Origin of the sequence: Amycolatopsis melonis, from assembly GCF_040064235.1 — a bacterium.
Lineage (GTDB): Bacteria > Actinomycetota > Actinomycetes > Mycobacteriales > Pseudonocardiaceae > Amycolatopsis > Amycolatopsis melonis.
On the sequence record NZ_JBDZYD010000006.1, the window covers coordinates 350,788 to 375,152 of the forward strand.

Genomic DNA, 24,365 nt, shown 5'->3' on the forward strand with positions numbered 1-24,365 from the left:
CCGGGATGGGTGACGCCGTCGTCGGCTCGTCCCGACCCGGCGGCTACCCTGAACGTCGTGCCTTCCCCTGCCACGGACCCAGCCGCCACCCGACGTGTCTCCCTGCTGACCCTGGGCTGCGCCCGCAACGAGGTCGACTCGGAGGAACTGGCGGGCCGGCTCGCGGCCGGCGGCTGGGAGCTGGCGGCCGACCCCGAGGACTCCGACGTCGTGGTGGTCAACACCTGCGGCTTCGTCGAGTCGGCGAAGAAGGACTCGGTCGACACGCTGCTCGCGGCGTCCGACACCGGCAAGAAGGTCGTCGCGGTCGGCTGCATGGCCGAGCGCTACGGCCACGAGCTCGCCGACAGCCTCCCCGAGGCCGACGCGGTGCTGGGCTTCGACCACTACGCCGACCTGTCCGCGCGGCTCGACGACGTCGTCGCGGGCCGCAAGATCGCCTCGCACACGCCCGGTGACCGCCGCAAGCTGCTGCCGATCAGCCCGGTCGAGCGGCCCGCCGCCGCGGAGTCGGTCGAGGTCCCGGGCCACGGCTGGGGCCCGCGCGTACTGCGTACGCGTCTCGACGACTCGCCGGTGGCCGCGCTGAAGATCGCCTCCGGCTGCGACCGGCGCTGCTCGTTCTGCGCGATCCCGTCGTTCCGCGGGTCGTTCGTGTCGCGGCAGCCCGACGAGATCGTCGCCGAGGCGCTGTGGCTGGCCGAGCACGGCGTCAAGGAGCTGTTCCTGGTCAGCGAGAACTCGACGTCCTACGGCAAGGACTTCGGCCGCGACGGCGCCACCGCGCTGGAGCGGCTGCTGCCGCGGCTGGCGGAGATCGACGGCATCGAGCGCGTCCGCGTCTCCTACCTGCAGCCTGCCGAGACGCGCCCGCAGCTGGTCAAGGCCATCGCGACCACGCCGGGCGTCGCCGAGTACTTCGACCTGTCGTTCCAGCACTCCAGCGAGCAGGTGCTGCGCCGGATGCGCCGGTTCGGCTCGACCGACTCGTTCCTGGCGCTGTGCGAGCAGATCCGCGAGTACGCGCCGGAGGCGGGCATCCGGACCAACGTGATCGTCGGGTTCCCCGGCGAGACCGAGCACGACCTGGCCGAGCTGGAGCGCTTCCTGACGGGCGCGCGCCTCGACGCGGTCGGCGTGTTCGGCTACTCCGACGAGGACGGCACCGAGGCCGAGACCTTCGACGGCAAGCTCGACGCGGAAGAGGTCGCGGCGCGGGTCACCCGGATCTCCGCGCTGGTCGAGGAGCTGACGGCACAGCGCGCCGAGGAGCGCATCGGCACGTTCGTCGACGTGCTGGTCGAGCTGGACGACGACGGCGAGCTGACCGGCCGCGCCGCGCACCAGGCGCCGGAGGTCGACGGCGAGTGCGTCATCCTCGACGCGCCGGAGAAGACGCAGGTGGGCGACTTCCTGCGCTGCGAGGTCGTCGACTCGGCGGGCGTGGACCTGATCGTCCGCGCGGTACCGGACGCCGACCGGTGAGTGCGCTCCCCAGCGACGCCGCCGACGAGGGCCTGACGCACGAGGCACCCGCCCAGGTCCCGGAGCCGACCCCGGTCCCGACCCTGAACATCGCGAACCTGCTGACGCTGTCCCGCCTGGTCCTGGTGCCGCTCTTCGTGCTGGCCCTGTTCGTCGACGGCGGCCACGACACGACCTGGCGCGCGCTCGCGACCGGGCTGTTCGCGATCGCGTCGGTCACCGACCAGCTGGACGGCTGGGTGGCCCGCAAGTACGGCCTGATCACCGACTTCGGCAAGATCGCCGACCCCATCGCGGACAAGGCACTGACCGGCGCGGCACTGGTCGGCCTGAGCGTGCTGGGCGAGCTGGGCTGGTGGGTGACGATCGTCATCGCGGTCCGCGAGATCGGCGTGACGCTGCTGCGGTTCTGGGTGATCCGCCACGGCGTCATCCCGGCCAGCCGAGGCGGGAAGGCCAAGACGATGGCCCAGATCGCGGCGATCGTGGCGTACCTGCTGCCGCTGCCGGCCGGCGCCGACCCGGTGCGGTGGGCGTTGATGGGACTGGCGCTGGTGCTGACGGTCGTGACGGGCGTGGACTACCTGGTCCGCGCCATCCGCCTGCGCGCGGCCGGGCGCCGGGTCACCGGGAGCTGAGGGTGCCGGGAACCTGCGCCGGGGTGTCGCGAACGGGTCAGTCGCGACCTTCGGGCGCCGGTCAGAGCGCCGCCGCCTCCGCGGGGATGCCGCGCATGGGCCATCCCGCCGAGACCGCCCCAGCCCCGCCGAGGTGCCGCGAATGACGCAACCTTCCCCGCCCGCCGACAACCAAGCCGCCGCCCTCATCGCCACCCTCACTGCCCGCGGCGAGACCGTCGCCGCGGCCGAGTCCCTCACCGCCGGTCTCGTCTGCGCCACCCTCGCCCGCGTCCCCGGGGCCAGCGCCGCCCTTCGTGGCGGCCTGGTCGTCTACGCCACCGAACTCAAGACCGCCCTCGCCGGCGTCGACCCCGCCCTGCTGGCCGAGCACGGCGCCGTCCACCCCGAAGTCGCCGCCCAGCTGGCCGCCGGGGCCCGCGACCGCTGCGGTGCCACCTGGGGCCTCGGGCTCACTGGCGTGGCCGGTCCGTCGGCCCAGGACGGCGTCGAGCCGGGCACGGTGCACGTCGGGCTGGCCGGGCCGGGAACACGCACAGTCCGTGCCCTGGCGCTGAGCGGCGATCGCGACTTGATCAGGACCCAGTCGGTCTTGGCGGCGTTTGCCCTGCTCGGGGAACATCTGGCGTGAAACACGCGTTCGCCCTTGGCGTACGTGCACACCAACTCCTGCGCCCGGGGCACCGCTCTGGGTAACGTAGGGGGTACTTGTTCGGAAGGGAGGCGCGTGATGACCGTGCTGTTGCGTGAGGCGATCGGTGATCGGCTCCGTCATGCCCGCACCAACCAGCGTCGTACGCTGCGCGACATCTCCCGCGCCGCCAGGGTCAGCCTCGGCTACCTTTCGGAGGTGGAGCGGGGCCAGAAAGAGGCGTCGAGCGAGCTGCTCGCGTCGATCTGCCAGGCCCTGGACCTTCCGCTCGGCGAGCTGCTGCACAACGTGGCGGCGGACGTTTCGGCCCTCGACAACGTCGAGGTCGCCCCGGTCGACGAGCGGATCACGGAAGGCGCCCCACGGGAGAAGCAGGGGGCCGAGGCCTCGTCGGCAGGCATCGAAGGCGGTCGCCTGATGTCCGAGCTGATCGGCAACGACCTCGCCGACCTGCGGGTTTCCCCGGCGCCACGGATGAACACCACCCTGCGGACGACCATCGGCCAGCCCAAGCTGGCTTCGACAATCGCCGCGTAGGCTCGGGGCTGGGCGACGTGTGCTCGCGGAGTGCGCTCGCCGGAACCCCTCGCCGTGTCCTCTGGGGGCCGAGCCCCCAGACCCCCGCCGGGGGCAAGCCCCCGGACCCCCGAAATCGGGCAACGGCCCCGGGCAACCCGCCCGGGGCCGTTCGCGTTGCCTACGGGAAGTGATCAGGGCGATCCCTGAATTCCACCGGGTCGCCTGGAACGGACGTGGCCGACCTGACACGATGGAACCCAACGCCGGGGTCGGAGCGTTGCATGAGCAGGGGAGCGACGCCCCACCCCGAGGATCACTCAAGGCCCGTGGGACGCAAGAAGGCAGGCGGAGGAGATGGCCAACCCGTTCGTGAAGTTCTGGAAGTACATGATGGCGGCGTTCTCGTCGAAGATCGACGAGCACGCCGACCCGAAGGTACAGATCCAGCAGGCCATCGAGGAGGCACAGCGCAACCACCAGGCGCTGACGCAGCAGGCCGCCTCCGTGATCGGCAATCAGCGGCAGCTGGAGATGAAGCTCAACCGGCAGCTCGGCGAGGTCGAGAAGCTGCAGGCCTCGACCCGGCAGGCGCTGGTGCTGGCCGACGAGGCGCGCGCCAAGGGTGACGAGCAGAAGGCCGTCGAATTCGAGAACGCCGCGGAGAGCTTCGCGACGCAGCTCGTCACGGCCGAGCAGAGCATCGAGGACCTCAAGACGCTGCACGACCAGTCGCTGCAGGCCGCGGCCCAGGCGAAGCAGGCCGTCGAGCGCAACTCGCAGATGCTGCAGCAGAAGCTGGCCGAGCGCACCAAGCTGCTTTCTCAGCTGGAGCAGGCGAAGATGCAGGAGCAGGTCTCCGCTTCGCTGAACCAGATGAGCCAGCTGGCCGCGCCGGGCAACACGCCGTCGCTGGAAGAGGTCCGCGACAAGATCGAGAAGCGCTACACCACGGCGCTGGGTCAAGCGGAACTTGCCCAGAACTCGGTCCAGGGGCGCATGATGGAGGTCCAGGCCTCCACCACGCAGCTGGCCGGCCACTCGCGGCTCGAGCAGATCCGCGCGTCGATGCGCGGCGACTCGGTCGCGCAGGTGACCGACGGCGGCAAGGCCGCGCAGCCGTCGACCAGCCAGGCCGACATCCAGCGCGAGATCCAGGCGCGGGTGCAGGCGGAGCAGGGCAAGAACCCGGCCTGACACACAGGCCATCCGTTCGAAGGGGGCGAGCATGGGGCAGCAGGGCAGGCGCCGCGACTTCGGTGAGCTGAGCGCCAAGCTGGAGAAGCACATCGAAAAGCTGCCCGACTACGCCGTGCGCGCCCAGGAAAAGCTCCAGAAGGTGCAGAAGTACTTCCCGCCTGCCGACCCGGCGGGCGGGAAGTACGCACCGCAGCGGCCCAACCCGCTGCAGCGGCCGCCGGCGCGGCGGCCCGACCTGGCCTCGCTGAGTTCGATGGCCAGCCAGGTTCCGGCGTTTGCCGAGGCACGGGCCAAGTGGGAGCGCTGGAACCACCCGGCCGCGAAGCTGGAACGCCGCAAGCGCCGGACGTCCCGCGCGCTGACGCTGTGGATCGTCCTGACGATCCTGTGCGGAGTCATGACCCTGGCCGCCGGGATGGGCTGGATGAGTGCCACGGGCGCGGCGATGATGCCGCAGGCGATTGCGGCGTTCGCCGGAGCCGTCGTGTTCGGCACGTTCGGCGTCCGGTCCGGGATGAAGCTGCGGGAACTCAAGCGGACGCCGATCCCGGTGGCGCCGGCCGGCCCGCCGCCGTTGCCGCCCGCCGGTTCCGCGGCCCGCGAGCCGATGGAACGGCTCGCCGAGTGCGAAGCCTCGCTGACCGAGCTGCTGCGCCAGCTTTCGGTGCCTTCGTCGATCGGGACGATGCCGGTCTCGGAGGTGTCCGTCGCGGACGCCCGCCAGACGGCGACCGAAGCGGCGGCGGCCCTGCGCGGCCTGGCGGCCCGCATCCAGGCCATCGAGCGCGGCCGAAACTCCGCCCCGGCCCGCGAGCAGGCGGCCCTGGACGCGGCGGTGCGCAAGCTCCGCGAGCAGCTCGACGACGGCCTCGAAGGCTACCGCGGCCTGGTAGCCGCGGCAGGCCACACGGTCGCCGCGGCCGGCGACGGCCTGGTGACGTCCAAGCAGGCCCTCACCGACGCCACCGACCGCCTGGCCGGCCTGGCCATGGCTCTCCGCGAACTCTCCTGACCCCCCGTCCGCCGTGACGGAGAAGCCGACACGCGTGAGGGAAGGGTCGACTCGCGTGATTGAACGGTCGACACGGCAGGCAAGCCCGCCCCGCGGCGTGTCGTCTCCTCAATCACGCGTGTCGACCTGTGGATCACGCGTGTCGACCCTTCCATCACGCGGTGGCGGGGCGGAATCCGCGTGATCCGGGGCGGAACTCGCGTGATTGGACCCGTGACTCGCGTGATTGAAGCCGGATCTCGTGACTTACGGCCGCAATCACGCGAGTTACGGCTCTGATCACGCGAGTTGCGGGGTGCGTTGGGCCATCCGGGCGGGGCAATCCGCCGTTCGGGGGCGGCCATCCGGTCGTGCGGCGGGGTTGTCACCGCGCGTGCGTGATCGTGCGTTTCACGTCGGCGTCGCGCCCTGTTCACCTCTTGGTGCCGAAACCCGCGCGTAATCGGAAACTGATGGCTACGGAAACGTCGGCGACCTAACGTTTCTGTCATGCATGCAGAGGTGTCACTCGCCGGGAGGCCCGCCGTGCACTGAGGTTCGCCGGCGCCGACCGTACACAGTGGACTTTCTCCGACCGCCGAGGAAAGGACGCCCCGTGACCACGCTCCCGCCGGATCCGGACCCCGTTCCGACCACTCCACCGTCCGCCACCCAGCGCGTCATCGCGGCCTTCGAACGGCTCACCGAGGCCGCCCGCCCCGAGCTGTGGACCACGCTGCGCGCCGTCGAGGACGTCCTCGTCGACGCGAAGGCCGTCGACGAACGGGTCAAAGCCGGGGAGCGCCTGCCGCTGGCCGGCACCGTTCTCGCCGTGCACGACTCGATCGACGTCGAGGGGGTGCCGGACACCTCCGCCACCGTCGTCGCCCGGCTGACCTCGGCGGGCGCCGTCGTCCTCGGCAGGACCGGCACCGGCCGGCTCGCCGCGGCCTGGGACCGGACCAAGGTCGGCGGCAACGGCGCGGCGGTCGCCGTCGCGCTCGGCATCGTCGATCTGGCACTGAGCACCGGCGGCGCGGTCCCAGCTGCGCTGAACGCCGTCGTCGCGGTGAAGCCGACGCGCGGCCTGTTGCCTGCCACCGGTGTGCGTGCCGACGACGGCGTTTCCGTGTACGCCACCGGCCTGCGTCCCGCCCACCGTGCCCTCACCCTGATGACCGGCGGCGACCGCACCTGGCCCGCGGACGTCCGTCTGGGCGCGGGCGAGCACCCGCGGATCGCCTACCCCCGTGACCTGTGCCTGAGCGAAGCGGCGAGTCTCGCCTTCAAGGCCACCATTGCCCGGCTGACGGCGTCGGGGGCCGTGCTCGAACCGGTCCCCGAAGCGCGGATCCCGGACGGCTTCGACGCCCTGGTCGTGCCCACCGTGCCCGATCACCCCGGGATTGCCGAAGCTCTCGCCGATCCGGACGGCGTGGGACACCGCCTGGCCTCCTGCACCGCGTTCGCGAACCTGCTCGACCTCGCCGCGGTCACCGTCCCGGTGCTGCCGGGCGACCGCCGTCCGTTCGGCGTCACCTTCCTGACGCGGGCCTTCGAGGACCAGATCGGCCTCGACCTCGCGACCGTCTGCACCGACGAGCCGATGACGCCGTACCCGGAGCCGGGCGTGGACGTCGTCGTGTTCGGCGCGCACCTGCGCGGCCAGCCGCTCAACGGCGAGCTGACCGCGCTCGGCGCCCGGTTCGGCGGGCCGGTCCGGACCATCGAGGGCTATCGGATGGTGCTGCTGGACACCGATCCGCCGCAGCCCGGCGTCGTGCCGGGCAGCGCGAGCCTGGACGGCGAACGCTGGCGGCTGTCCCCGGCCGCTTTCGAACGGTTCGCCGCCACGCTCGGGGAGCCGTTCGAGCTCGACCGCGTCGAGCTGGACGACGGCTCGGCGGCGCTGGCCGTCCGCAGCCGTGTCGCGGACGGGCCCGGCCTGGACCGCTACGAGTCCTGGCGGGGCTACGTCCGGTTCGCCTCTACCGCCGGGCCGCGAGACCCCGGCTGACGCGGCGCACCAGCCCTGGCCCGTGCAGCGCGAAGCCCGTGTAGAGCTGCACGAGCGACGCCCCCGCGTCCACCAGCCGGATCGCGTCGTCCGGGCCCATGATCCCGCCGACGCCGATGATCGGCAGGTTCCCGCCGGTGTGGTCGTGCACGAACCGCACGACCTCGGCCGCGCGGGTGGTCAGCGGCCTGCCGGACAGTCCTCCCGCCTGTCCGGCCAGGCCGCTTTCCGCGGGTGCGATGCCCTCGCGCGACAGCGTCGTGTTCGTGGCGATGATCCCGGCGACGCCGTGCTCGAGCGCGACCTCCAGCAGCTCGGCGAGCGCGTCGTCGGTCAGGTCGGGCGCGACCTTCACCAGCACCGGCGTCGGCGACCTGTCGCCGGCCAGCTCGAGCGCCGTCGAGCGCAGCTCGCCCAGCAGCTCGGCGAGCGCGGCGCGGTCCTGCAGCTGCCGCAGCCCCGGCGTGTTCGGCGAGCTGACGTTGATCGCGAAGTAGTCGGCGTAGGGGTACAGCGCGCGCAGCGAGAAGCGGTAGTCCTCGACGGCCTCTTCGAGCGGCGTCACCTTGGACTTGCCGATGCTGATGCCCAGCGGGACGCCGGGCTTCCCCTCGCGGGCGAGCTTCGCCGCAAGCGCCGAAGCGCCGTCGTTGTTGAAGCCCATGCGGTTGATCACCGCGTCGCTGGCGGGCAGGCTGAACAGCCGCGGCTTCGGGTTGCCCGGCTGCGCCAGCCGCGTCACCGTGCCGACCTCGACGAAGCCGAAGCCCAGCGCGGCCCACGCGGGCAGGGCGCGGCCGTTCTTGTCCATCCCGGCGGCCAGGCCGACGCGGTTGGGGAACCGCAGGCCCAGCACGTTCACCGGGTCGTCGATGCGGAGCACGCCGCGGGGCGCGAGCTTGCCGAGCCGCGCCAGGACGGCGATCGTGCGCTCGTGCACCAGCTCGGGGTCGTGGTAGGACAGCCGGTACAGCGCCGGGCGGACGATCTTGTCGAAGAGCACGTCCTTACTCTGCCAAATCGCCCCGGCCGCGCGACCGGAGCGTCACTTTCACGTGAAAGTGACCACTAGGCGCGGGCCTTCCACTCGTCTTCGAGCATTGCGTAGATCAGCTCGTCGGTCCACTCGCCCTTGACGATCTCGTTCTCCTTCAGATGCGCTTCCTTGCGCATGCCGAGGCGTTCCATCAGCGCGGCGGACGCGGTGTTGCGGCCGTCACAGCGGCCGATGATGCGGTGCAGGCCGAGTTCTTCGAAGCCCAGCCGCAGCAGTTCGGTCGCCGCTTCGGCGGCCAGGCCCTTGCCGTGGTGGTCCGGGTGGAAGACGAACCCGATCTCGCCCTGCCGGTGCTCGCTGCTGAGCCACTCCAGGTTCAGGTCGCCGATCAGCTGTCCCGTGGCGGCCAGCTCGACCGCGACGGCCAGGAACTGCCCTTCCTTCGTCAACGTCGAGCTGTGCACCCGTTTCGCCAGCGCGGCGGCCGATTCGGCGCGGCTGCGCGGGCCCCAGTAGAGGTAGCGGGCGACGTCGGCGCGGGACTGGAAGGAGTTCAGCGCGTCGAGGTCGTCGGGGGTGAAGGGGCGCAGGAGCAGACGGGCCGTGGTGATCGGGTAGTCGGGCCTGAGCATGCGTCCAGGCTAGCGAGCTTCAGCCGTCCGGGGGACAGGACGGGTGAACGCCGATCGCCGGACGGTCGTCCTGCGCCGCCGGATGGCATGGTGCGGAAAATAAGGAACCCCCAGGGCGGCTCTCAAGCGCCGTCAAACGCCTGAGCCCGAGCCGGACTGGTGCTCGGGAGCCCCGGGGGCACGGTGACTGCCTGGTATTCGCTATCAGGCACCACGTGAAGCAGGCGATGAGCCGAAGGTGGCTCGGTTGTATCGCTGCTCAAAGTCCTCCACGTGCCATCCGCTAGCGGACAGCCACCTCACGAGTCCTGTTGGAATACAACTTTGGACCACCTCCTTTCTCGTGTACCGCCACGCTAGGTGAAGTCCGCGGTGTCGTGCAACGTCATTTTCCGGATCTCGTTCCGCAGAAGCGCTTTCCGTGCCTCGCCGAGGAAGGACGCGTCGACGGCGTTCTCGGCCAGCCGCGCCAGTTCCATGGCGGTCAACCCCAGCGTCCGGGCGACGGCGACGTACTCGCCGGTGAGGGTGGTGCCGAACATCGGCGGGTCGTCGGTGTTGAGCGTGACCACCAGCCCGTGGTCGAGCATTCGCCGCACCGGGTGCGCGGCGACGTCGGCGACCTGGCCGGTCCGCACGTTCGACGTCGGGCACACTTCGAGCGGGATCCGGTGTGCCGCAAGGTGTTCCAGCAGTGCCGGGTCGGCGGTGCAGCTGGTGCCGTGGCCGATCCGCTCGGCGCCGAGGTCGTGCAGCGCGGACCAGATCGTGGCCGGGCCGGTGGTCTCCCCGGCGTGCGGGACGCTGTGCAGCCCGGCTTCCCGCGCCCGCGTGAAGAACGGCTCGAACTGCGCCCGCCCGACGCCCAGTTCCGGGCCGCCCAGCCCGAACGACACGAGCCCTTCGGGCCGTTCGCGTAGCGCGAACACGAGCGTCTCCTGCCCGGCCTTGACGCCCTTTTCGCCCGGAATGTCGAAGCACCAGGCCAGTTCCACGCCCAGCTCGGCGGCGCGGGCCCGGCCGGTCTCCAGCCCGGACAGCAGTTCGTCGCCGGGCATCCCGTCCAGCAGGTGGTTGTACGGCGTCACGGTGACTTCGGCGTAGCGGCAGTGGTGCGCGGCGAGGTCGGTGGCCAGTCCGGTCACCAGCGTGGTGATGTCGTGGCGGTCGCGCACGAGCGAGGTGACCGCGAGGTAGACGGTGAGGAAGTGGGCGAAGTCGCGGAAGGTGAAGAACTCCGCGAGCTCCCGCTCGTCGGTGGGGACGCCGGCGGCGGGGCGCCGCCGGGCCAGTTCGAGCACGGTCGGCAGGCTCGCCGAGCCGACCAGGTGGACGTGCAGTTCGACCTTGGGCAGGGCGTGCGCGAACGCGCGCAGCGCCTGCCCGGTGAGGATTCCGGGCATGACGAAGCTCCCTGGGATTTCCGGAAAAGGGTGACGGGAAGACGCGGGCGGCTCAGGGAGCGAGGTCGCCGCGTTCGGTGTCGGCCCCGTAGAGCGGGAGCTTGAACGTCGTCACCCGCTCAGCTTACTGCGCCGGGTAGGGCCCTGTCTGGTCCTTCGGGCAGAACCACGTCGGCCGCTGGTGGACGTCGTGGCCCTGCGTGCGCACCAGGAGCTTGCCACCGCAGCGGAAACAGCCCTGGCGGGTCCGCTCGTACACCCAGTTCTTGCGGTTGCGGTCGAGGTGGCCGGTGGTGCTCTGCTCGAACCGGCCGGAGCGGGCGTTGGCCAGCAGCAGCTTGCGGCCGAGCGCGACGGTGCGTGCGGCGTCCACTTCGGACACCGGCGTCCACGGCGTCACGCCGAGCAGGAAGCACATCTCGCACTTGTACAAGTTCCCGATACCGGCCATCACGCGCTGGTCGAGCAGCGCGAGCCCCAGCTCGCGATCCGGGTCGGCGGTCAGGTTGGCGGCCGCGCGGTCCGCGTGCTCGTCGGTCCACTGTGGATCGAGAAGGTCGGGGCCGAGGTGGGCGACGAGGTCGCGTTCGGCGGCCGTGGCCACGAGTTTCAGGTCGTGCACGCGGAACCCGACCACCTGGACGTCGGCCGCGGCCAGCACGACGCGGGCGTGGTGGCCGGGCCGCCGCCACTTCGCGCCCGCCGGGTAGACGTCCCACATGCCGTCCATCATCAGGTGCGAGTGCAGCGTCAGGTCGCCGGAGAAGCGGGTGAACAGGTGCTTGCCGACCGTCCCGACGCCGAGCACCTCACGGCCCGCGAGGTCCACAGTGGCCAGTTGCGGCACCCGGAACTCCCCGCGCAGCAACGTCTTGCCCGCCAGAGCCCGGTCGAACCGGCGGCCGACGAGGTAGACGGTGTCACCCTCGGGCACGGCTCACCCCGCGGATTCGGACACCTCGGCAGGCGCCTCGGGCGTCTCCGGGGCGGGGCCCTCCGGCCAGTCCGGGCCGTCGCCCTCCTCGCCCGCGATGCGGTGGCGGCCCGCCCGGTTCGAGCGCAGGATCTTGGCCAGCACCATGTTGAACGTCAGCGCGATCTCCTGCGCGCCGGGCGAATGCCACTCGTGGATCGGGCTGCACGCGCCCTGCGCCTGCTGCACCGCCAGCCGGTCGGTGATCGCCGTCGGCATGACCAGCGGGCCGAAGTTCTCGCGCAGCTCGGCGATCCGGAACTGGTGCTCGTAGGAGCGCACGCGCAGCTTGTTCACCAGCACGCCGATCGGGCGCAGCTCCGGGTTGAGCTCCTTGCGGATCTTCTCGATCGCCTCCAGGGCGCGGTGCGCGCCCGCGACGGCGTACATCGTCGGCTCGGTGACGATGAGCGCGCTGTCCGCGGCGACCAGCGCCGACTTCGTCAGCCGGCCCAGCGACGGCGGGCAGTCCAGGATCACCAGCTCGTACGGTGTCTCGCGCAGCGGCGTGCGGTGCAGCTCGTCGAGCGCGCGCGAGAAGTTGGCCAGGCGCTCGCTGCCGGCGTCGGGGTCGTTGAGCAGCTCCAGCTCCTCGGCGCCGACCAGGACGTCGACGTCCTCGCTCCAGACGCTCGGCGCGATCGCGCGTTCGAGCATCGCCCGGGTGGGCGTCTCGAGCACGTCCGCGAGGGTGGCGTCGGTGTAGGGCGGGTCGAGCGAGGTGGTGGCGTTGCCCTGCGGGTCGAGGTCCACCACCAGCGTCCGGGTACCCCTACGCAGGGCGGCGGACGCGATACCGAGAGCGACCGTCGTCTTGCCGACGCCTCCCTTGAGGCTGAGTACGGCGACCGTGTGCACGGTGCCCAGCCTACGGGTGCGCGCGAGGGCAGCCGCCGGGCAAGGGGCCTGCGCTCGCCGTCCCTCCTGGTGTCCGGGGGTCGCTTCACTCGAAGGGAGGAGCCCGGGAGGCGGCCGGGGGCCGGGCACTACCCTGTGCGGCATGAAGACGGAGACCGTGGCCGCCCGGGGTTCGGGCGCCGTCCGCCGGGTGCTCGAGGCCGAGCTGAAGGCCGCCCGCGCCCGGGGCGCCGAGCACCCCCACGTCGTCGACGTGGGCGGCGGCAGCGGCGGCTGGGCGGTGCCGTTCGCGGCGGCGGGCTGCCGGGTGACGGTCGTCGAGCCGAGCCCGAACGCGCTGGCCACGCTGCAGCGCCGGGCCGAGGAGGAGGGCGTCGCCGAGCTGATCACGGTGATCGCCGACGACGCCGACGCGCTGGGCCGCCACATCGAGGCGGGCTCGGCCGACCTGGTGCTGGCGCACGGGCTGCTGGAGATCGTCGACGACCCGGCGGCGGTCCTGCGGGCACTGGCGACGGCGGTCGCCCCGGGCGGCGCGGTGTCGGTGCTGGTGGCCAACCGCCACGCGGCGGTCCTCCACCGCGCGCTGGCCGGTCGCGTCGGCGAGGCCCGTCGGCTGCTGGAGAGCGTGGACGGGATCGTCCCCGGCGACACGATCCTGCGCCGCTTCGACCCCGAGGGCCTGCGCGCCCAGCTGGTGGCGGCGGGCCTCGACGTGACCCTCCTGCAGGGCGACCGGGTGATCGCGGACCTGATCCCGGGCGACGTCCGCGAGGAGGAACTGGCGGACTTCGAACGCGCGGCGGCGGGCACACCGGCGTTGCGGGACATCGCCGGCCGCCTGCACGCGGTGGCGCGGCCACCCGCCTGAACCGCGGGTTCGCGTCCCGAAACTGTCGGACCCTCCCGGTACCGTCCCCTCCCGTGGGGCGAAATGCTGAACTACCAGGCGGGATGGGCCGGTTCCGTGTCCGGCCGGGCCACCCGCCGCCGGACGACACCGGGTGCGGGCTGCTGCACGTCGACATGGACGCGTTCTTCGTGTCGGTCGAGCTGCGGACCCGGCCCGAGCTGGCGGACAAGCCGGTCGTCGTGTCCGGCGGCGGCCCGCGCGCGGTCGTGGCCGCGGCGAACTACCCGGCGCGGAAGTTCGGCGTGCGCTCGGCAATGCCGTTCGCCACGGCCAAGCGGCTCTGCCCGCACCTGATCAACATCCCGCCCACCTCGGGGCTCTACGGTGAGGTCTCCCGCGGCGTGATGGGCATCTTCCGCGAGCTGACGCCGCTGGTCGAGCCGCTCAGCCTCGACGAGGCCTTCCTGGACGTCAGCGGGGCGCTGCGCCGCCTGGGTACGACACCGGCGCAGCTCGGCGCCCGGATCCGCGAGCGCGTCGCGGCCGAACACGGGATCACGTGCTCGGTCGGGGTGGCGAAGGTCAAGTTCGTGGCGAAGCTCGCCTCCGGCATGGCGAAACCGGACGGCATGGTCGTCGTCCCCGCGGCGGAAACCCTGGCCTTCCTGCACCCGCTGCCGGTTTCGGCGCTGTGGGGTGTCGGCGCGCGGACCGAAGAACACCTGCGCCGGCTGGGCCTGGACACGATCGCCGACGTCGCCGCGTTCCCGCCGGAACGGCTGAAGAAGTCGCTCGGCGTGGCGGCAGGGGAGCACCTGTACCGGCTCGCGCACGGCATCGACGAACGGGCGGTCGTCACCGAGTCGCCGGACAAGTCGATCGGCGCCGAGCACACCTTCGACGTCGACCGGCACGACCGGGCCGAGCTGGGGCTGGAGCTGCTGCGGCTGGCCGAGCGGGTGGGGGCGACGCTGCGGGCGCGCGGCGTGCGCGGCCGGACCGTCTCGATCAAGGTGCGGTTCGCGGACTTCCGGACGATCACGCGGGCCCGCACGCTGGTCTCGCCCACCGACGTCGCGCGGGAGATCCACGCCGTCGCGGTCGCGCTGCTCGCCGAGCACGCGCCGGCGGGCGCCGTCCGGCTGATCGGCGTCCGCGTCGAAGGACTGGACACCGGGGAGGCGGGGGAGCAGCTGGTGTTCGACTCCCCGGCGCCGCGGTGGCGGGACGCCGAAGTCGCCGCCGACGTCGCCCGCTCGAAGTTCGGGTCGGCGGCGATCCGGCCGGCCTCGCTGCTGGCGCCGAAGGAGCGGTGAGCGGCTGCCCACCCGGCGGGCACGGGTCGTCAAACGGCCACGAAAGGCGGTGGTGACGGTCCGTCAACCCGCACGGGGCGGGAATTAGCCCAATTCGATCCCTTCTGGATGCGGGATCGGGTAGTCGTGCGGGCGCGGGCCTCGTATCCTGGACAGTGCCACCCCGCCTGGGGTTGGCTGTTGGGTCCAGGACGTTGCGCGGCCCGGCGCCCGCGACAGCTGTGCCGGAGGAGGAAAGATGCCACTCTCCGAGCATGAGCAGCGGCTGCTCGATCAGATCGAGCGCGAGCTCTATGCCGAGGACCCCAAGTTCGCATCCACGGTGCGTGGCACCCGGTTGCGTCGCCCCGCTCGCCGACGGCGTATTCAGGGCATCGCCCTGTTCGTAGTGGGCGTGGCCCTGCTGGTGCTGGGCGTGGTGGTGCCGCAGTTCCGGGTGGCCGACATCCCGCTGATCAGCGTGCTCGGGTTCCTCGTGATGTTCTTCGGAGTCATGATGGCCGTCACATCGATTCGGCACGGAGCCGACGGGGACGGCAAGGCCGGTGGGCCGGGCGCGCGCGGAAGCAGGTCATCGGGCCGCCGCAGCTCGTTCACCCAGCGGATGGAGGAGCGCTTCCGCCAACGCTTCGAAGAGCAGTAGCGCCGCAAGACCACGAGATCCGCGTCTCGCCGCCGGGCGGGACGCGGATCTTCTTGTGTGCTCACCCGGCCAGGCTCACGCGGGTGACGGTGGGTGACCCCCGCCCGGGTGACCCGCCGGGGCATCACGCGTGTCTGGAGGGGCATCACGTGTGATTGGAGGGGCATCACGCTGATGCCCCTCCAATCACGAGTCATGCCCGCCGGATCACGCGTGATGCCCCTCGGGACACGCGTGATGCCCGTTCAGTCCCGGTTGCGGAAGAGGGACTTCGGGAACAGGCGGCCCTTCCAGGACAGCGGGGCGTTGCGGTTGAGGCTTCGGCGGAGGTGGTCGAACGCTGGGGGCAGCGTCGGGTCCGGTTCGCCGCCGGCGCCGTACCAGGACCGCTCGACCACGCCGATGACCGTGCGCAGGCCTTCGCGGCCCTCCTCGTCGAGGTGGTGCTTCGCCGCCAGCTTCTGGCCTGCGACCCGGACCGTGTCGCTCGGCGGGATCGGCAGGCCGCGGTCGGCGCACTCCGCCCGCAGCTCGGACCACGCCGCGTCCGCCGCGCCCGGACGCTGGCCGGCGATCTCCTGCAGGCGCCGGCGCCTGCCGACGTCGCGGGCCGCCGACGGGCCGAGCAGCCCGGCCAGCAGCAGCACCACGAGCAGGCTGAACCACCAGGCCACCAGCCAGGTCAGCACGCCGAGCACCACCACCCACAACGCGGCGGCGATCAGCGGCAGCCAGTTCTTGAGCACCGCGCCGAGCCCGGTCGCCGCCGGTTCGCGGTCCGGCCGGTTCCGCCCGCGGACGCCGGAGACGACCACCAGCACCGTCGCCACCAGCGCGAGCGCGACCAGCGCCAGGACCAGCAGCCACACCCAGGACGGCGTGCCCGGGTTCTCCTGCTGCGGGGCCTGCGCCTGCGGGTTCTGCTCGTTGTCGCGCGGGGCACCGGTCGGCGGGGCGCTCGACTGCACCGTGCTCGGCGCCACCTGGGTGTCGTCGGGCTGGGTGCCGTCCTGCGAGCCCGCCTGCAGGTACGACGGCGTGATGCCGCGGCCGTCGGACAACGGCGTCGGGTCGAACGTCACCCAGCCCTTGTCGCCGAAGTACGCCTCGACCCATGCGTGCGCGTCCTGGGTGCTGATCGACAGGTAGTCGTTGACCTGCACGCCCGGGGTGAAGCCGATCGCCACCCGCGACGGGATGCCCGCCACCCGCAGCATCACCGCCATCGCCGAGGCGAACTGCTCGCAGAAGCCGCGCTTGTTGTTGAGGATGAAGTCGGTGAGCGCGTCCGCGTCGGTCGCCGGCCCGGTCTTCGTGTCGTAGACGAACCCGCTCTGCGCCGTGAAGTACCGCCAGATCGCCGACGCGCGGTCGAAGTCGTTGGTCGCGCCGGTGATCAGTTGCTCGGTCTTCGCCTTGACGCGGTCGTCGACCCGGTCGATCCGCGTGTACCGCGGCGGCAGGTCGTCGACGTGCGTGGCGGCACGCAGCTCCTGTGCCGTGGGTTCCTTCAGCGACGCGTATTCGGTGTAGGACGGCGGCACCTCGCTGCGCGTGGTGAACACCGTCCCGCTGACCTGGTCGTAGAGGTAGCCGTTGGCCGCGCCGTCGATCACCCGGGGCGCGCCGTACACCGGCAGCCAGTTGTCCCGCCAGCTGGTCGGTTCCACGTCGATCTTGCGTGCCGCGCCGGTGCCGTCGTCGCCCGGCGCGGGCGGCAGCTGCGGCCCGACCGGGACGCCCTGCTGCGACCGGCCGTCGTCGTGCAGGCCCCAGCCCTTGTTGGGGTAGTAGGTGTCCAGCGTCAGCGCGCGCAGCAGCCGCCGGTCGGTGCCGAGGCCGCGGACCTTGAACAGCTCGCGGTTGGACCCCTGGTCGAGCATGCCGCGCAGCTCCGTGAACGGCTGGATGCCGAACCCGCCCGAGCCCGCGCCCGCGCCGTTTTCCCCGGCACCGAACGGAATCCGCCCGACCGTGCCGACCCAGGTGATCGCCCCGCCGAACAGGCCGAGCACGATCGCCATGCACACCACCGCGACCGGCGCGGACAGCACACCCGGCTTGCCGCTGCGCCCGGGCGCTTCCCGCGTGCGCCAGCGCCGGTGCCGGTGGTTGCCGTCGACGGCCAGCAGGGCGGCGAACGCCGCGCCGCCCAGCAGGAACGTCCACCACGGCAGCATTTCCTCGCTCAGCGCGGCCGGCACGGCGTAGACGCACAGCAGCACCAGCCCGGTCGCGGCGGGCGCCGCGGCAGCCACGGTCAGCGTGTCGACCAGGACGGCGACCAGGCCGATCAGGATCGTCACCAGGCACAGGATCGGCTGGCTGCCCTCGACCGGCGGCAGGCCCACGCGGATCTGCTCGGCCGCGGCCGACAGGGTCGTGCCGATCTCGGCGAAGGCGTCCGGACCCGGGATGACCTGCAGGATCCCGTGCGTGGTGAACGCACCGGTGATGAGGAACAGCAGCACCAGCAGCTGGCCGAGGCCGACCAGGACGGTCGGCACCTGCAGCGAGCGCAGCGCCAGCCCGGTCGCGGCGATCAGCAGGACGGCGACGAACAGGTAGCCGAACCAGGCCAGGCCGGACACGACGCTCGTCACCGACGTCGCCGCGCACAGCGTCGCGATGCCGGCCGCGACCGGCGCCAGGACGCTGCTGCGCCAAGCGGCAAGCGGGCGTGCGGCAGGCCGGCCGGGCGTGCGCGGCGGGGCGGCGGTGCTCATCGCGGACCACCGATCAGCGTGCCGCGGCGGGCGCCCGCACGGCAGAGTTCGGCCCACACCTGCGGCATCGGCGAGCCGGGCCCGGCGATCACCACGCCCCAGCCTGCCGCGCGCAGCAGCGAAGCCGAGTCCTCGGTGGCGGCGGCCCGCTGCTCGGGCGCGCTCACCCCGGCCGACCACGTGGGCGTGTCGAGCAGGACAGCGAGGCTGCGGATGCCGCGCGGGCGGTACTGCGTCAGCTCGTGGACGGCCTCGGTGCTGACCGTGCCGAGCACGGCGATCAGCTCCTGGCCCTCGCCGGGGTCGCCGGCCAGCGTGATGTCGCGCTGGTGGGCGGGCTGCAACGCGGCCAGCGCGTCGAGGATGACGTTGTCGTAGTGGTCGCCGCCCTCGCCGGGGGCGTCGGCCAGCGTGACGCCGTGCTCGCTGATCAGCCGGACGCGGTGCCCGGACCGGCGCAGGTGCAGCGCGGCCGACGCCGCGAAGGACACCGCCCACTCCAGGCTGGCGGCCGGGCCGCTGCCGTGGTGGGCGGCCGCGCGGTGGTCGAGCAGCACCGTGGTGCCGCCGCGCCACGGCCGTTCCTCGACGCGCACCATGATCTCGTCGCGGCGCGCGGTCGAGCGCCAGTGCACCTTCCGCAGGTCGTCGCCCTGGCGGTACTGCCGGACGATCACGTCGGGCTCGCCCTGGCCGGCGTGCAGCCGGACGGTGCCGTCGTCGCCGACGCCGATGCCGGCCCCGCTCGGCAGGCCCCACAGCGGGACCACCCGGGGCACGACGACCAGCCGCGAGTGCCCGATCAGCTCGCGCTCGAACTCGCACAGCCCGAACGGGTCGGTGATGGTTGCGCGCAGCGGCCCGACCTGCTGGACCCCGCGCAGCACCGGCTGCAGCGGGTAGCGCAGGGCGACGCGCCGGTCGTGCGGGAGCCGCTCGACGACGAACCGCGGCCGCGAACCCAGCGCGTACGGCACGCCGTCCTCGAGCAGGATCTCGCCGGCCGGCAGCCGCCCGCTGCGCCACAGCTCCAGCTGCACCTCGCCGTTGCCGCCGACGGCGACCCGCTGCGGGTGCAGCGCGCGGGTGGCGCCGATCCGCAGCCGGGTCGCCGAGATGAACACGGCGACCAGCAGCGGCAGCGCCACCACGAACAGCGCGACCCGCAGCAGGTCGCGTTCGTTCAGCACGAACGAGCAGACGGCGGCGGCGATCCCCGCCGCCAGGAGGCAGCGGCCGCGGGTCGTCAGGCCGGACAGAGCACGCAGCATGCCGTTCTCTTCTTCTCTCCGCCGGCTACTGCCGGGAACCCTGCGGCACCGGCACCCGGTGCAGCACCGCGCGCACGACGTCGGTCGCCGACCGGCGGGCCGCGTGGGCCTCGGTGGTCAGCACCAGGCGGTGCGCCAGGACCGGGACCGCCACGGTGTGCAGGTCGTCCGGCACGACGTAGTCGCGGCCCGACAGCGCCGCCTGCGCCCGCGCCGCGCGGACCAGGTGCAGCGTGGCCCGCGGGGAGGCGCCGAGCCGGATCTCCGGGACGCCGCGGGTGGCCGCGACCACGTCGACGGCGTAGCGGCGGACCTCCGGCGCGATGTGCACGCCGCGGACGGTCTCGATCAGCCGGTGCACGGTCCGGCCGTCGGAGACCGGCTGCAGCTCTTCGAGCGGGTTGTGGCCGGCGTGCTCGTCGACCATGGCCAGCTCGGCCTGCTGGTCGGGGTAGCCGATGGAGACCCGGGCGGTGAACCGGTCGCGCTGGGCCTCGGGCAGCGCGTACGTGCCCTCCATCTCGATCGGGTTCTGGGTGGCGATCACCATGAACGGCGCGTCGAGGTGGTAGGTCGCGGTGTCGACGGTGACCTGGTGCTCTTCCATGCACTCCAGCAGCGCCGACTGCGTCTTCGGCGACGCGCGGTTGATCTCGTCGCCGACCACGATGTTCGCGAACACCGGGCCGGGGCGGAAGTCGAACTCGCCGGACTGGCGGTTGTAGATGGAGACGCCGGTGACGTCGCTCGGCAGCAGGTCCGGGGTGAACTGGATGCGGCTGACCGTGCAGTCGATCGACCGGGCGAGCGCCTTGGCCAGCGACGTCTTCCCGACCCCGGGAACGTCCTCGACCAGCAGGTGGCCTTCGGCGAGCAGCGTGACCAGCGCGATCCGGATGACGTCGGGCTTGCCGACCAGCACCCGCTCGACGTTCGCGGCGATCCGCCGCGCGGTCTCGTGCAGTTCGTCCAGCGACACTCTGCCGGGATGGCCGTGGGCCCGGCCGTTGCCCGAGGACTCCGCCGGATAAGGCGGCCGCCCGGATGCCTGCTCGCCCGATCCGGGCGCGGCAGACTGGATTCTCGACGTCACTCGACCTCCTGGTGGCGCATGGCCGCGCGCACTGTGCGCACCGCCGGGCCGAACGGCCCCCATCGCTGCTGTCCGCGCGCAGCGACCAGCCTTCCATCCAGTGTGTCAAACCCGGGCGAACCAGGGGGCGGAACCCCGGGAAGCCCGGGGCATCACGCCCGGCACTGCGGTTGATGACACTGCGCAAGCAGGGACGATACCCCGATCGGGTGCTTTGTCACCCGGTTCTGGGTGCTCCCGCTGACGCCCTGCTCTGTCGTATGCTGCGGTTCGAGGTCGCCCGGCTACGGAGAGGCGTAACCGCTTATGAGCGAGGTGCGAACGCAGCCACCGTTCGACGTCCGCGGATTCGCGGTCGCGCCCGAACTGGCCACGGACGCGTACGCGAAGCTCGGCGAGCTGCAGGACGTCGTGGGGGAGATGGTCCGCGAAGCGAAGGTGCTGGGCCGCACGGTGCCCCTCGGCGGCGGGTACGCGGCCGAGATCGGCCGGTTCATGGCGGAGTACGGCATCGGCGGCGAGGGCTCGGCCGTCCAGCAGCTGACGGCGTTCGGCAAGGAGCTGGAGACGCTCAAGCACCGGATCGGCCAGGCCTTGGCGAAGTACCAGCACGCCGACGAGCAGGCCGCCGAAGGCGTGGACTGCACGGGTGGCTGAGCGCGTGCACGAGGTGGGGACGGGGACGCGCGGCGGTGGCCCGGGGCGGGTGGTGCCCGGCGGTGGCCTGGGGCGGGTGGTGCGCGGCGGTGGCTCGCGACGGTTGGTACGCGGCGGTGGCCCCGGGCGGGTGGTGCCCGGCAGCGGCCCAGGGCGGCTGGTGCCCGGCGGTCGCGTCCTGCTGTCTCTCGTGCCCCTCTTCGTTCTCCTGCTCGCCGGATGCGGGCAGGCGCCCGCTTCACCGGCTGCCGCGGGACACGCCTCGACGCGGGCCACCGCCCCGGCCGTCCCGCCGCCGTCCGCGACGGCCACCGGCCTGGCCGCCCTCGATCCCTGTGCGCTGCTGTCCCCGCAGGACCGGTCGGCCGCCGGGGTCACCGTGCTCGGCAAGCCCAAGGACATCGCCGGGGCCCGGGCCTGCGACTGGACCGTCCCGGGCACCTTCGGCGTCACCGTGACCTTCGACGACAAGCACGGCCTCGACGGCCTCGACCTCGCCACGAAGAACGTCACGAAGACGACCGTCGGCACCCGCCCCGCGCTGAAGGTGGCGGACAAGAAGGCCGCCGACGGCACCTGCGCCGTGCTGCTCGGGGTGGGCGGCGGCGCGAACGTCCAGATCGACGTCACCAACACCGGCTTCTCGGACACCCCGCTCGCCTGCCGCCGGGCGGGCACGGTGGCCGGGCTGGTCGAACCGAAGCTGCCCTGAGAAGAGGTGCGCCGTGCCCGAACCTCCCGTGCCCACCGCGCGGTACGAGTCCTACAGCCACGAGGCCATGGCCGCCGAGGTCGAGCGGGACAACGACCCGGCCGCCGCGGGCGAGGCGGGCGCGCGCTGGGACGGGCTGGCGAAACGGCTGGCGGAGTCGACCGAAGGCCTGGCCGCGCTGGTCTCGACCGCGGAAGAGCACTGGCGGGGCGGCGGGGGTGACGCGGCGCGGGCGGCGCTGATCCGCGCGGCGAAGTGGCTTTCGCACTCCGCCGCCGTCTCGGCGTCGGTGGGCCGGTCGGTGGGGGCGCAGGCGGAAGCCGCCGCGCGTGCCCGTGCCGACATGCCACCGCCGGTCGAGTACGACCCCGCGGCGATGATCCGCGACGCCGCGTCCTCGGGCAACGTGTTCGTGCTGGCCGGGCTGGCCGAGGAGATGGCGGCCCGCCGCGCCGAGGCGGAAGCCGCGCGGCAGAAGGCGATCGACGTCCTCCGCACCCGCGACGCGGCCCTGCGCGGCCACGTGCCGTCCGAGGCGTTCGCGGCCCCGCCCACGCTGGGGCGGGCTTGATCCGCGTCTCGGCGTCGGCGTTCGACATCCTCTGGGCCGACCTCGGCCACGACCGCCCGCCGGAGCCGCTGACCGTCCGCAGCGTCGGCGCGACCGACGAGGAACGCGCCGAGGTCCGCAAGGCGGTGTACGCCAACCTCGCCGAGCGCGGCCTCTACGACGGCTCGCTGGAACCGGCGCTGGCCTCGCGCCTGGAACTGCTGGCGGAGGCGGAGGTGTACGTGGCGTGCGAGGCACTGGCGGACATGACGGCGTCGACGCCGTTCCGCGCGGTGACGGCGGTCCGCGGCCGCCGCGGCGTCCTGGCGACCCAGCCGGAACAGACGATCGCCCTGGACTCGATCCGCGAAGCCGAGCTGTGCACGGCGATCGTCGACGTCCTCCCGGAGCTGACGGCCGGCCCGGGCTACGGCATCAGCCTGTCCTCCTCGACCCTGGCGGACCCACGGGCCCGCGGAGCGGCTTCGGCGGCGTCGTCCGCCCAGCTGCGCGAGGTCGAGGCGATCCAGGCGCGGCCGGTGTACGCGGCGGGCCAGTTCAGCGTGAGCCGCCGGTCCCCGTCCGGCCGGGTGACCCGCGTGGGCGGCCTGACGTGGTTCGACACGGACATCGGCGCGTACTGCGCGACGAAGACCCCGGGCCGGGGCGGCCAGGACTGGGTGACCGTGACCCCGGTGGACAGCGCCCGCCTCGCGGCCCGCATCGCCGCCCTGCTGACCCCGGAAGCCTGAGCGTCGCTGCTCCAGACGTCATGAACGACTCTTTCATCTCGTCAGAAGCCCTGAACGAGTCGTTCATGACGTCCGGCCAGGACCACCGGCGGGCGCGGACGGGCCGCAGCGGCACGATAGGCGGTCACGAGGTCGTCGACGACCGCGGCCGGTTCGCTGCGCAGGCGGCTCGGCACTGTTTGCACCACCGCGATACCAGCCGCGGCGTAGCGGTTGTTCCGGGCGAGGGTCGACGCGTAGCCGGGTTGCCCGAAGTGGAATTCGTAGGAGTCGATCTCCCAAGCCAGCGCCACATCGTCCCACCAAGCGTCGGGAGTGGCGATATAGCGGCCGCGCTGGTCATGGAGTTCGAAGTTCCACAACGGTGCGGGCAGCCCGCTCCTGCGCCACAGCGCCATGGCTTCGGCTTCCGCGGCCGACCGGGCTCCACCGGCGATTTCCCGCAGGACCGCGCGCGGCAGAGCGGTTCCCCGGCGGCTGCCGTTCTCGAGTTCCGTGGTCAGGGCGGCCGGGTCGAGGCCGAGCTGCTGAACCGCTTCGGCGAGGAGGGCGCGGATCGGCGGGCGTTCGCGCAGGCGCCGGCACTCGTCCAGCACCGCTCGAACGGCCGGGGCCAGTGGCACCCCGTCCGACCACACCGGAACGGGCATCCGCTTGGTCCGCTCGACGAGGACGTAACCGCTGCTGGTGGTCTTCAGGTGCAGAGGAAGGAGGAGGTGGATCGGCTCGCCCGCGCGGACAGCACGCTTCAGTCCTTGCCGACGGCAGGATTCAAGCCCGGTGACCACGGCTTGGTCGCCGCAGTGGAGAAGGGCGCCTTCGACCAGTTGCCGTCGCGTCGGCTCGCCGGTGCGCAGCAGCACCACGCCCGGCAGCAACCGCTGCCACGGCCCGCCCGGCAGGCAGCGCCGGTAGCTGGTTCCCGGTGGAACGCCCAGGGATTCCAGGTGTGCCACCGTGATCACGCCTCTGCGGCTGGCCGCGAAAAGGGCTTCCGCGTCGCGTCTCCACGATCCTCGAGTCACGAATCGATCGTGACCGGCCAGGCCGCCCGAAACCAGGCCTTTCCGTGATCTGTGGACTACTCGGCGTAACTCGCGTGGCCTGTGGACAACTCGCGCCTCGCCGGATGACATGAACGACTCTTTCATGACGTCTGGCGCGATGAACGACTCTTTCATGACGTCCGGGCGCCCCACCCGGCCCCACCGGAGTCCCCACTGGGCCCCACGCCGGGGGCTCGGGTAGGGGTCTCGCGGCCGTTATGCGGACGCACGGGCAGCAGCTGAGGTTGCTCCGGACCCCGGCGCGGGGGATCTTGGCCACCGTCCCCCACCACGGGCCCCACCCGGCCCCACCCTGCTGACCTGCGCAAACGAAACACTCGACGGAGTGGTCTGCCCGTTTGTCGCGTTGACTGTGGTGAAAAG

Annotated in this window: 23 protein-coding genes; 14 read left to right on the forward strand and 9 right to left on the reverse strand. The window is 72.5% G+C overall.

Going from position 1 to position 24,365, the window contains the following annotated elements:
- Positions 1-57: 57 nt before the first annotated feature.
- The 7 genes from rimO to ABJI51_RS18675 all read left to right on the forward strand — a co-directional run bounded on the left by rimO (position 58) and on the right by ABJI51_RS18675 (position 7,499).
- The gene (gene rimO / locus ABJI51_RS18645) at positions 58-1,485 is read left to right on the forward strand and encodes a 30S ribosomal protein S12 methylthiotransferase RimO (RefSeq protein WP_348952298.1); all 1,428 of its coding nucleotides are present in this window, start codon (positions 58-60) and stop codon (positions 1,483-1,485) included.
- Positions 1,482-2,123 (forward strand): CDP-diacylglycerol--glycerol-3-phosphate 3-phosphatidyltransferase, encoded by a 642-nt coding sequence (gene pgsA / locus ABJI51_RS18650; RefSeq protein ID WP_348952299.1) that lies wholly within the window; start codon positions 1,482-1,484, stop codon positions 2,121-2,123. Before rimO ends, pgsA begins: the two co-directional genes overlap by 4 nt.
- A gap of 142 nt (positions 2,124-2,265) precedes the next feature.
- A complete protein-coding gene (locus ABJI51_RS18655) occupies positions 2,266-2,754 on the forward strand; it encodes a CinA family protein (RefSeq protein WP_348952300.1) in 489 nt (162 codons plus the stop codon).
- A 99-nt stretch (positions 2,755-2,853) separates the two neighbouring features.
- Complete coding sequence (locus ABJI51_RS18660; protein ID WP_348952301.1) at positions 2,854-3,312, forward strand: helix-turn-helix domain-containing protein; 459 nt, start codon at positions 2,854-2,856, stop codon at positions 3,310-3,312.
- A 336-nt stretch (positions 3,313-3,648) separates the two neighbouring features.
- Positions 3,649-4,488: a PspA/IM30 family protein gene (locus ABJI51_RS18665; protein WP_348952302.1), complete on the forward strand. Its 840-nt coding sequence runs from the start codon at positions 3,649-3,651 to the stop codon at positions 4,486-4,488.
- A 31-nt stretch (positions 4,489-4,519) separates the two neighbouring features.
- Positions 4,520-5,503: a phage shock envelope stress response protein PspM gene (pspM, locus tag ABJI51_RS18670; RefSeq protein ID WP_348952303.1), complete on the forward strand. Its 984-nt coding sequence runs from the start codon at positions 4,520-4,522 to the stop codon at positions 5,501-5,503.
- 595 nt (positions 5,504-6,098) lie between these two features.
- Positions 6,099-7,499 (forward strand): allophanate hydrolase-related protein, encoded by a 1,401-nt coding sequence (locus tag ABJI51_RS18675; RefSeq protein ID WP_348952304.1) that lies wholly within the window; start codon positions 6,099-6,101, stop codon positions 7,497-7,499.
- On the opposite strand, the gene ABJI51_RS18680 is transcribed toward ABJI51_RS18675, so the two are convergent.
- The 5 genes from ABJI51_RS18680 to ABJI51_RS18700 form a co-directional block, all read right to left on the reverse strand.
- Positions 7,471-8,502: a quinone-dependent dihydroorotate dehydrogenase gene (locus ABJI51_RS18680; RefSeq protein ID WP_348952305.1), complete on the reverse strand. Its 1,032-nt coding sequence runs from the start codon at positions 8,500-8,502 to the stop codon at positions 7,471-7,473. The two genes, ABJI51_RS18675 and ABJI51_RS18680, sit on opposite strands and share 29 nt — an antisense overlap.
- 65 nt (positions 8,503-8,567) lie before the next feature.
- Positions 8,568-9,128 carry a GNAT family N-acetyltransferase gene (locus tag ABJI51_RS18685; RefSeq protein ID WP_348952306.1) on the reverse strand — a complete coding sequence of 187 codons (561 nt, stop codon included), beginning with the start codon at positions 9,126-9,128 and terminating at the stop codon, positions 8,568-8,570.
- A gap of 356 nt (positions 9,129-9,484) precedes the next feature.
- Positions 9,485-10,531, reverse strand: coding sequence for an adenosine deaminase (add, locus tag ABJI51_RS18690; RefSeq protein WP_348952307.1), 1,047 nt, complete (start codon positions 10,529-10,531; stop codon positions 9,485-9,487).
- 124 nt (positions 10,532-10,655) lie between these two features.
- Entirely contained in the window at positions 10,656-11,465 is an 810-nt protein-coding gene (locus tag ABJI51_RS18695; protein ID WP_348952308.1) for a DNA-formamidopyrimidine glycosylase family protein, read from the reverse strand.
- A 3-nt stretch (positions 11,466-11,468) separates the two neighbouring features.
- Entirely contained in the window at positions 11,469-12,362 is an 894-nt protein-coding gene (locus tag ABJI51_RS18700; protein WP_348952309.1) for a ParA family protein, read from the reverse strand.
- Between the two features lie 142 nt (positions 12,363-12,504).
- On the opposite strand from ABJI51_RS18700, the gene ABJI51_RS18705 reads away from it, so the two are divergent.
- From ABJI51_RS18705 to ABJI51_RS18715, 3 genes are all read left to right on the forward strand, one after another.
- Positions 12,505-13,233 carry a methyltransferase domain-containing protein gene (locus tag ABJI51_RS18705; protein WP_348952310.1) on the forward strand — a complete coding sequence of 243 codons (729 nt, stop codon included), beginning with the start codon at positions 12,505-12,507 and terminating at the stop codon, positions 13,231-13,233.
- Between the two features lie 83 nt (positions 13,234-13,316).
- Positions 13,317-14,531, forward strand: a complete 1,215-nt coding sequence (dinB, locus tag ABJI51_RS18710) for a DNA polymerase IV (RefSeq protein ID WP_348952311.1) — start codon at positions 13,317-13,319, stop codon at positions 14,529-14,531.
- 238 nt (positions 14,532-14,769) lie between these two features.
- The gene (locus tag ABJI51_RS18715; protein WP_348952312.1) at positions 14,770-15,174 is read left to right on the forward strand and encodes an SCO2097 family morphological protein; all 405 of its coding nucleotides are present in this window, start codon (positions 14,770-14,772) and stop codon (positions 15,172-15,174) included.
- Between the two features lie 245 nt (positions 15,175-15,419).
- On the opposite strand, the gene ABJI51_RS18720 is transcribed toward ABJI51_RS18715, so the two are convergent.
- The 3 genes from ABJI51_RS18720 to ABJI51_RS18730 are packed head-to-tail and all read right to left on the reverse strand — an operon-like array spanning position 15,420 to position 20,264.
- Positions 15,420-17,900 (reverse strand): transglutaminase TgpA family protein, encoded by a 2,481-nt coding sequence (locus tag ABJI51_RS18720; protein ID WP_348952313.1) that lies wholly within the window; start codon positions 17,898-17,900, stop codon positions 15,420-15,422.
- Complete coding sequence (locus ABJI51_RS18725; RefSeq protein ID WP_348952314.1) at positions 17,897-19,171, reverse strand: DUF58 domain-containing protein; 1,275 nt, start codon at positions 19,169-19,171, stop codon at positions 17,897-17,899. The genes ABJI51_RS18720 and ABJI51_RS18725 overlap by 4 nt, the downstream gene beginning before the upstream one ends.
- Positions 19,172-19,196: 25 nt before the next feature.
- On the reverse strand, positions 19,197-20,264 hold the full coding sequence (locus tag ABJI51_RS18730; RefSeq protein ID WP_348952315.1) for an AAA family ATPase: 1,068 nt from the start codon (positions 20,262-20,264) through the stop codon (positions 19,197-19,199).
- A 306-nt stretch (positions 20,265-20,570) separates the two neighbouring features.
- On the opposite strand from ABJI51_RS18730, the gene ABJI51_RS18735 reads away from it, so the two are divergent.
- The 4 genes from ABJI51_RS18735 to ABJI51_RS18750 all read left to right on the forward strand — a co-directional run bounded on the left by ABJI51_RS18735 (position 20,571) and on the right by ABJI51_RS18750 (position 22,935).
- Positions 20,571-20,921: a hypothetical protein gene (locus ABJI51_RS18735; protein WP_348952316.1), complete on the forward strand. Its 351-nt coding sequence runs from the start codon at positions 20,571-20,573 to the stop codon at positions 20,919-20,921.
- Between the two features lie 190 nt (positions 20,922-21,111).
- The gene (locus tag ABJI51_RS18740; RefSeq protein WP_348952317.1) at positions 21,112-21,633 is read left to right on the forward strand and encodes a DUF3558 domain-containing protein; all 522 of its coding nucleotides are present in this window, start codon (positions 21,112-21,114) and stop codon (positions 21,631-21,633) included.
- Between the two features lie 13 nt (positions 21,634-21,646).
- Entirely contained in the window at positions 21,647-22,204 is a 558-nt protein-coding gene (locus ABJI51_RS18745; protein WP_348952318.1) for a PPE domain-containing protein, read from the forward strand.
- Complete coding sequence (locus ABJI51_RS18750; protein WP_348952319.1) at positions 22,201-22,935, forward strand: ESX secretion-associated protein EspG; 735 nt, start codon at positions 22,201-22,203, stop codon at positions 22,933-22,935. Before ABJI51_RS18745 ends, ABJI51_RS18750 begins: the two co-directional genes overlap by 4 nt.
- A gap of 41 nt (positions 22,936-22,976) precedes the next feature.
- On the opposite strand, the gene ABJI51_RS18755 is transcribed toward ABJI51_RS18750, so the two are convergent.
- A complete protein-coding gene (locus tag ABJI51_RS18755) occupies positions 22,977-23,900 on the reverse strand; it encodes a hypothetical protein (protein ID WP_348952320.1) in 924 nt (307 codons plus the stop codon).
- Positions 23,901-24,365 lie beyond the last annotated feature (465 nt).

Excerpts from the sequence above, each read along its gene's own strand:
- add (WP_348952307.1), bottom strand. The coding sequence starts at position 10,531 with ATGCCCGGAATCCTCACCGGGCAGGCGCTGCGCGCGTTCGCGCACGCC.
- ABJI51_RS18725 (WP_348952314.1), bottom strand. The coding sequence starts at position 19,171 with ATGCTGCGTGCTCTGTCCGGCCTGACGACCCGCGGCCGCTGCCTCCTG.
- ABJI51_RS18665 (WP_348952302.1), top strand. The coding sequence starts at position 3,649 with ATGGCCAACCCGTTCGTGAAGTTCTGGAAGTACATGATGGCGGCGTTC.
- pspM (WP_348952303.1), top strand. The coding sequence starts at position 4,520 with ATGGGGCAGCAGGGCAGGCGCCGCGACTTCGGTGAGCTGAGCGCCAAG.
- ABJI51_RS18720 (WP_348952313.1), bottom strand. The coding sequence starts at position 17,900 with ATGAGCACCGCCGCCCCGCCGCGCACGCCCGGCCGGCCTGCCGCACGC.
- ABJI51_RS18660 (WP_348952301.1), top strand. The coding sequence starts at position 2,854 with ATGACCGTGCTGTTGCGTGAGGCGATCGGTGATCGGCTCCGTCATGCC.
- dinB (WP_348952311.1), top strand. The coding sequence starts at position 13,317 with ATGGGCCGGTTCCGTGTCCGGCCGGGCCACCCGCCGCCGGACGACACC.
- ABJI51_RS18735 (WP_348952316.1), top strand. The coding sequence starts at position 20,571 with ATGAGCGAGGTGCGAACGCAGCCACCGTTCGACGTCCGCGGATTCGCG.
- ABJI51_RS18685 (WP_348952306.1), bottom strand. The coding sequence starts at position 9,128 with ATGCTCAGGCCCGACTACCCGATCACCACGGCCCGTCTGCTCCTGCGC.
- ABJI51_RS18655 (WP_348952300.1), top strand. The coding sequence starts at position 2,266 with ATGACGCAACCTTCCCCGCCCGCCGACAACCAAGCCGCCGCCCTCATC.
- ABJI51_RS18705 (WP_348952310.1), top strand. The coding sequence starts at position 12,505 with ATGAAGACGGAGACCGTGGCCGCCCGGGGTTCGGGCGCCGTCCGCCGG.
- ABJI51_RS18715 (WP_348952312.1), top strand. The coding sequence starts at position 14,770 with ATGCCACTCTCCGAGCATGAGCAGCGGCTGCTCGATCAGATCGAGCGC.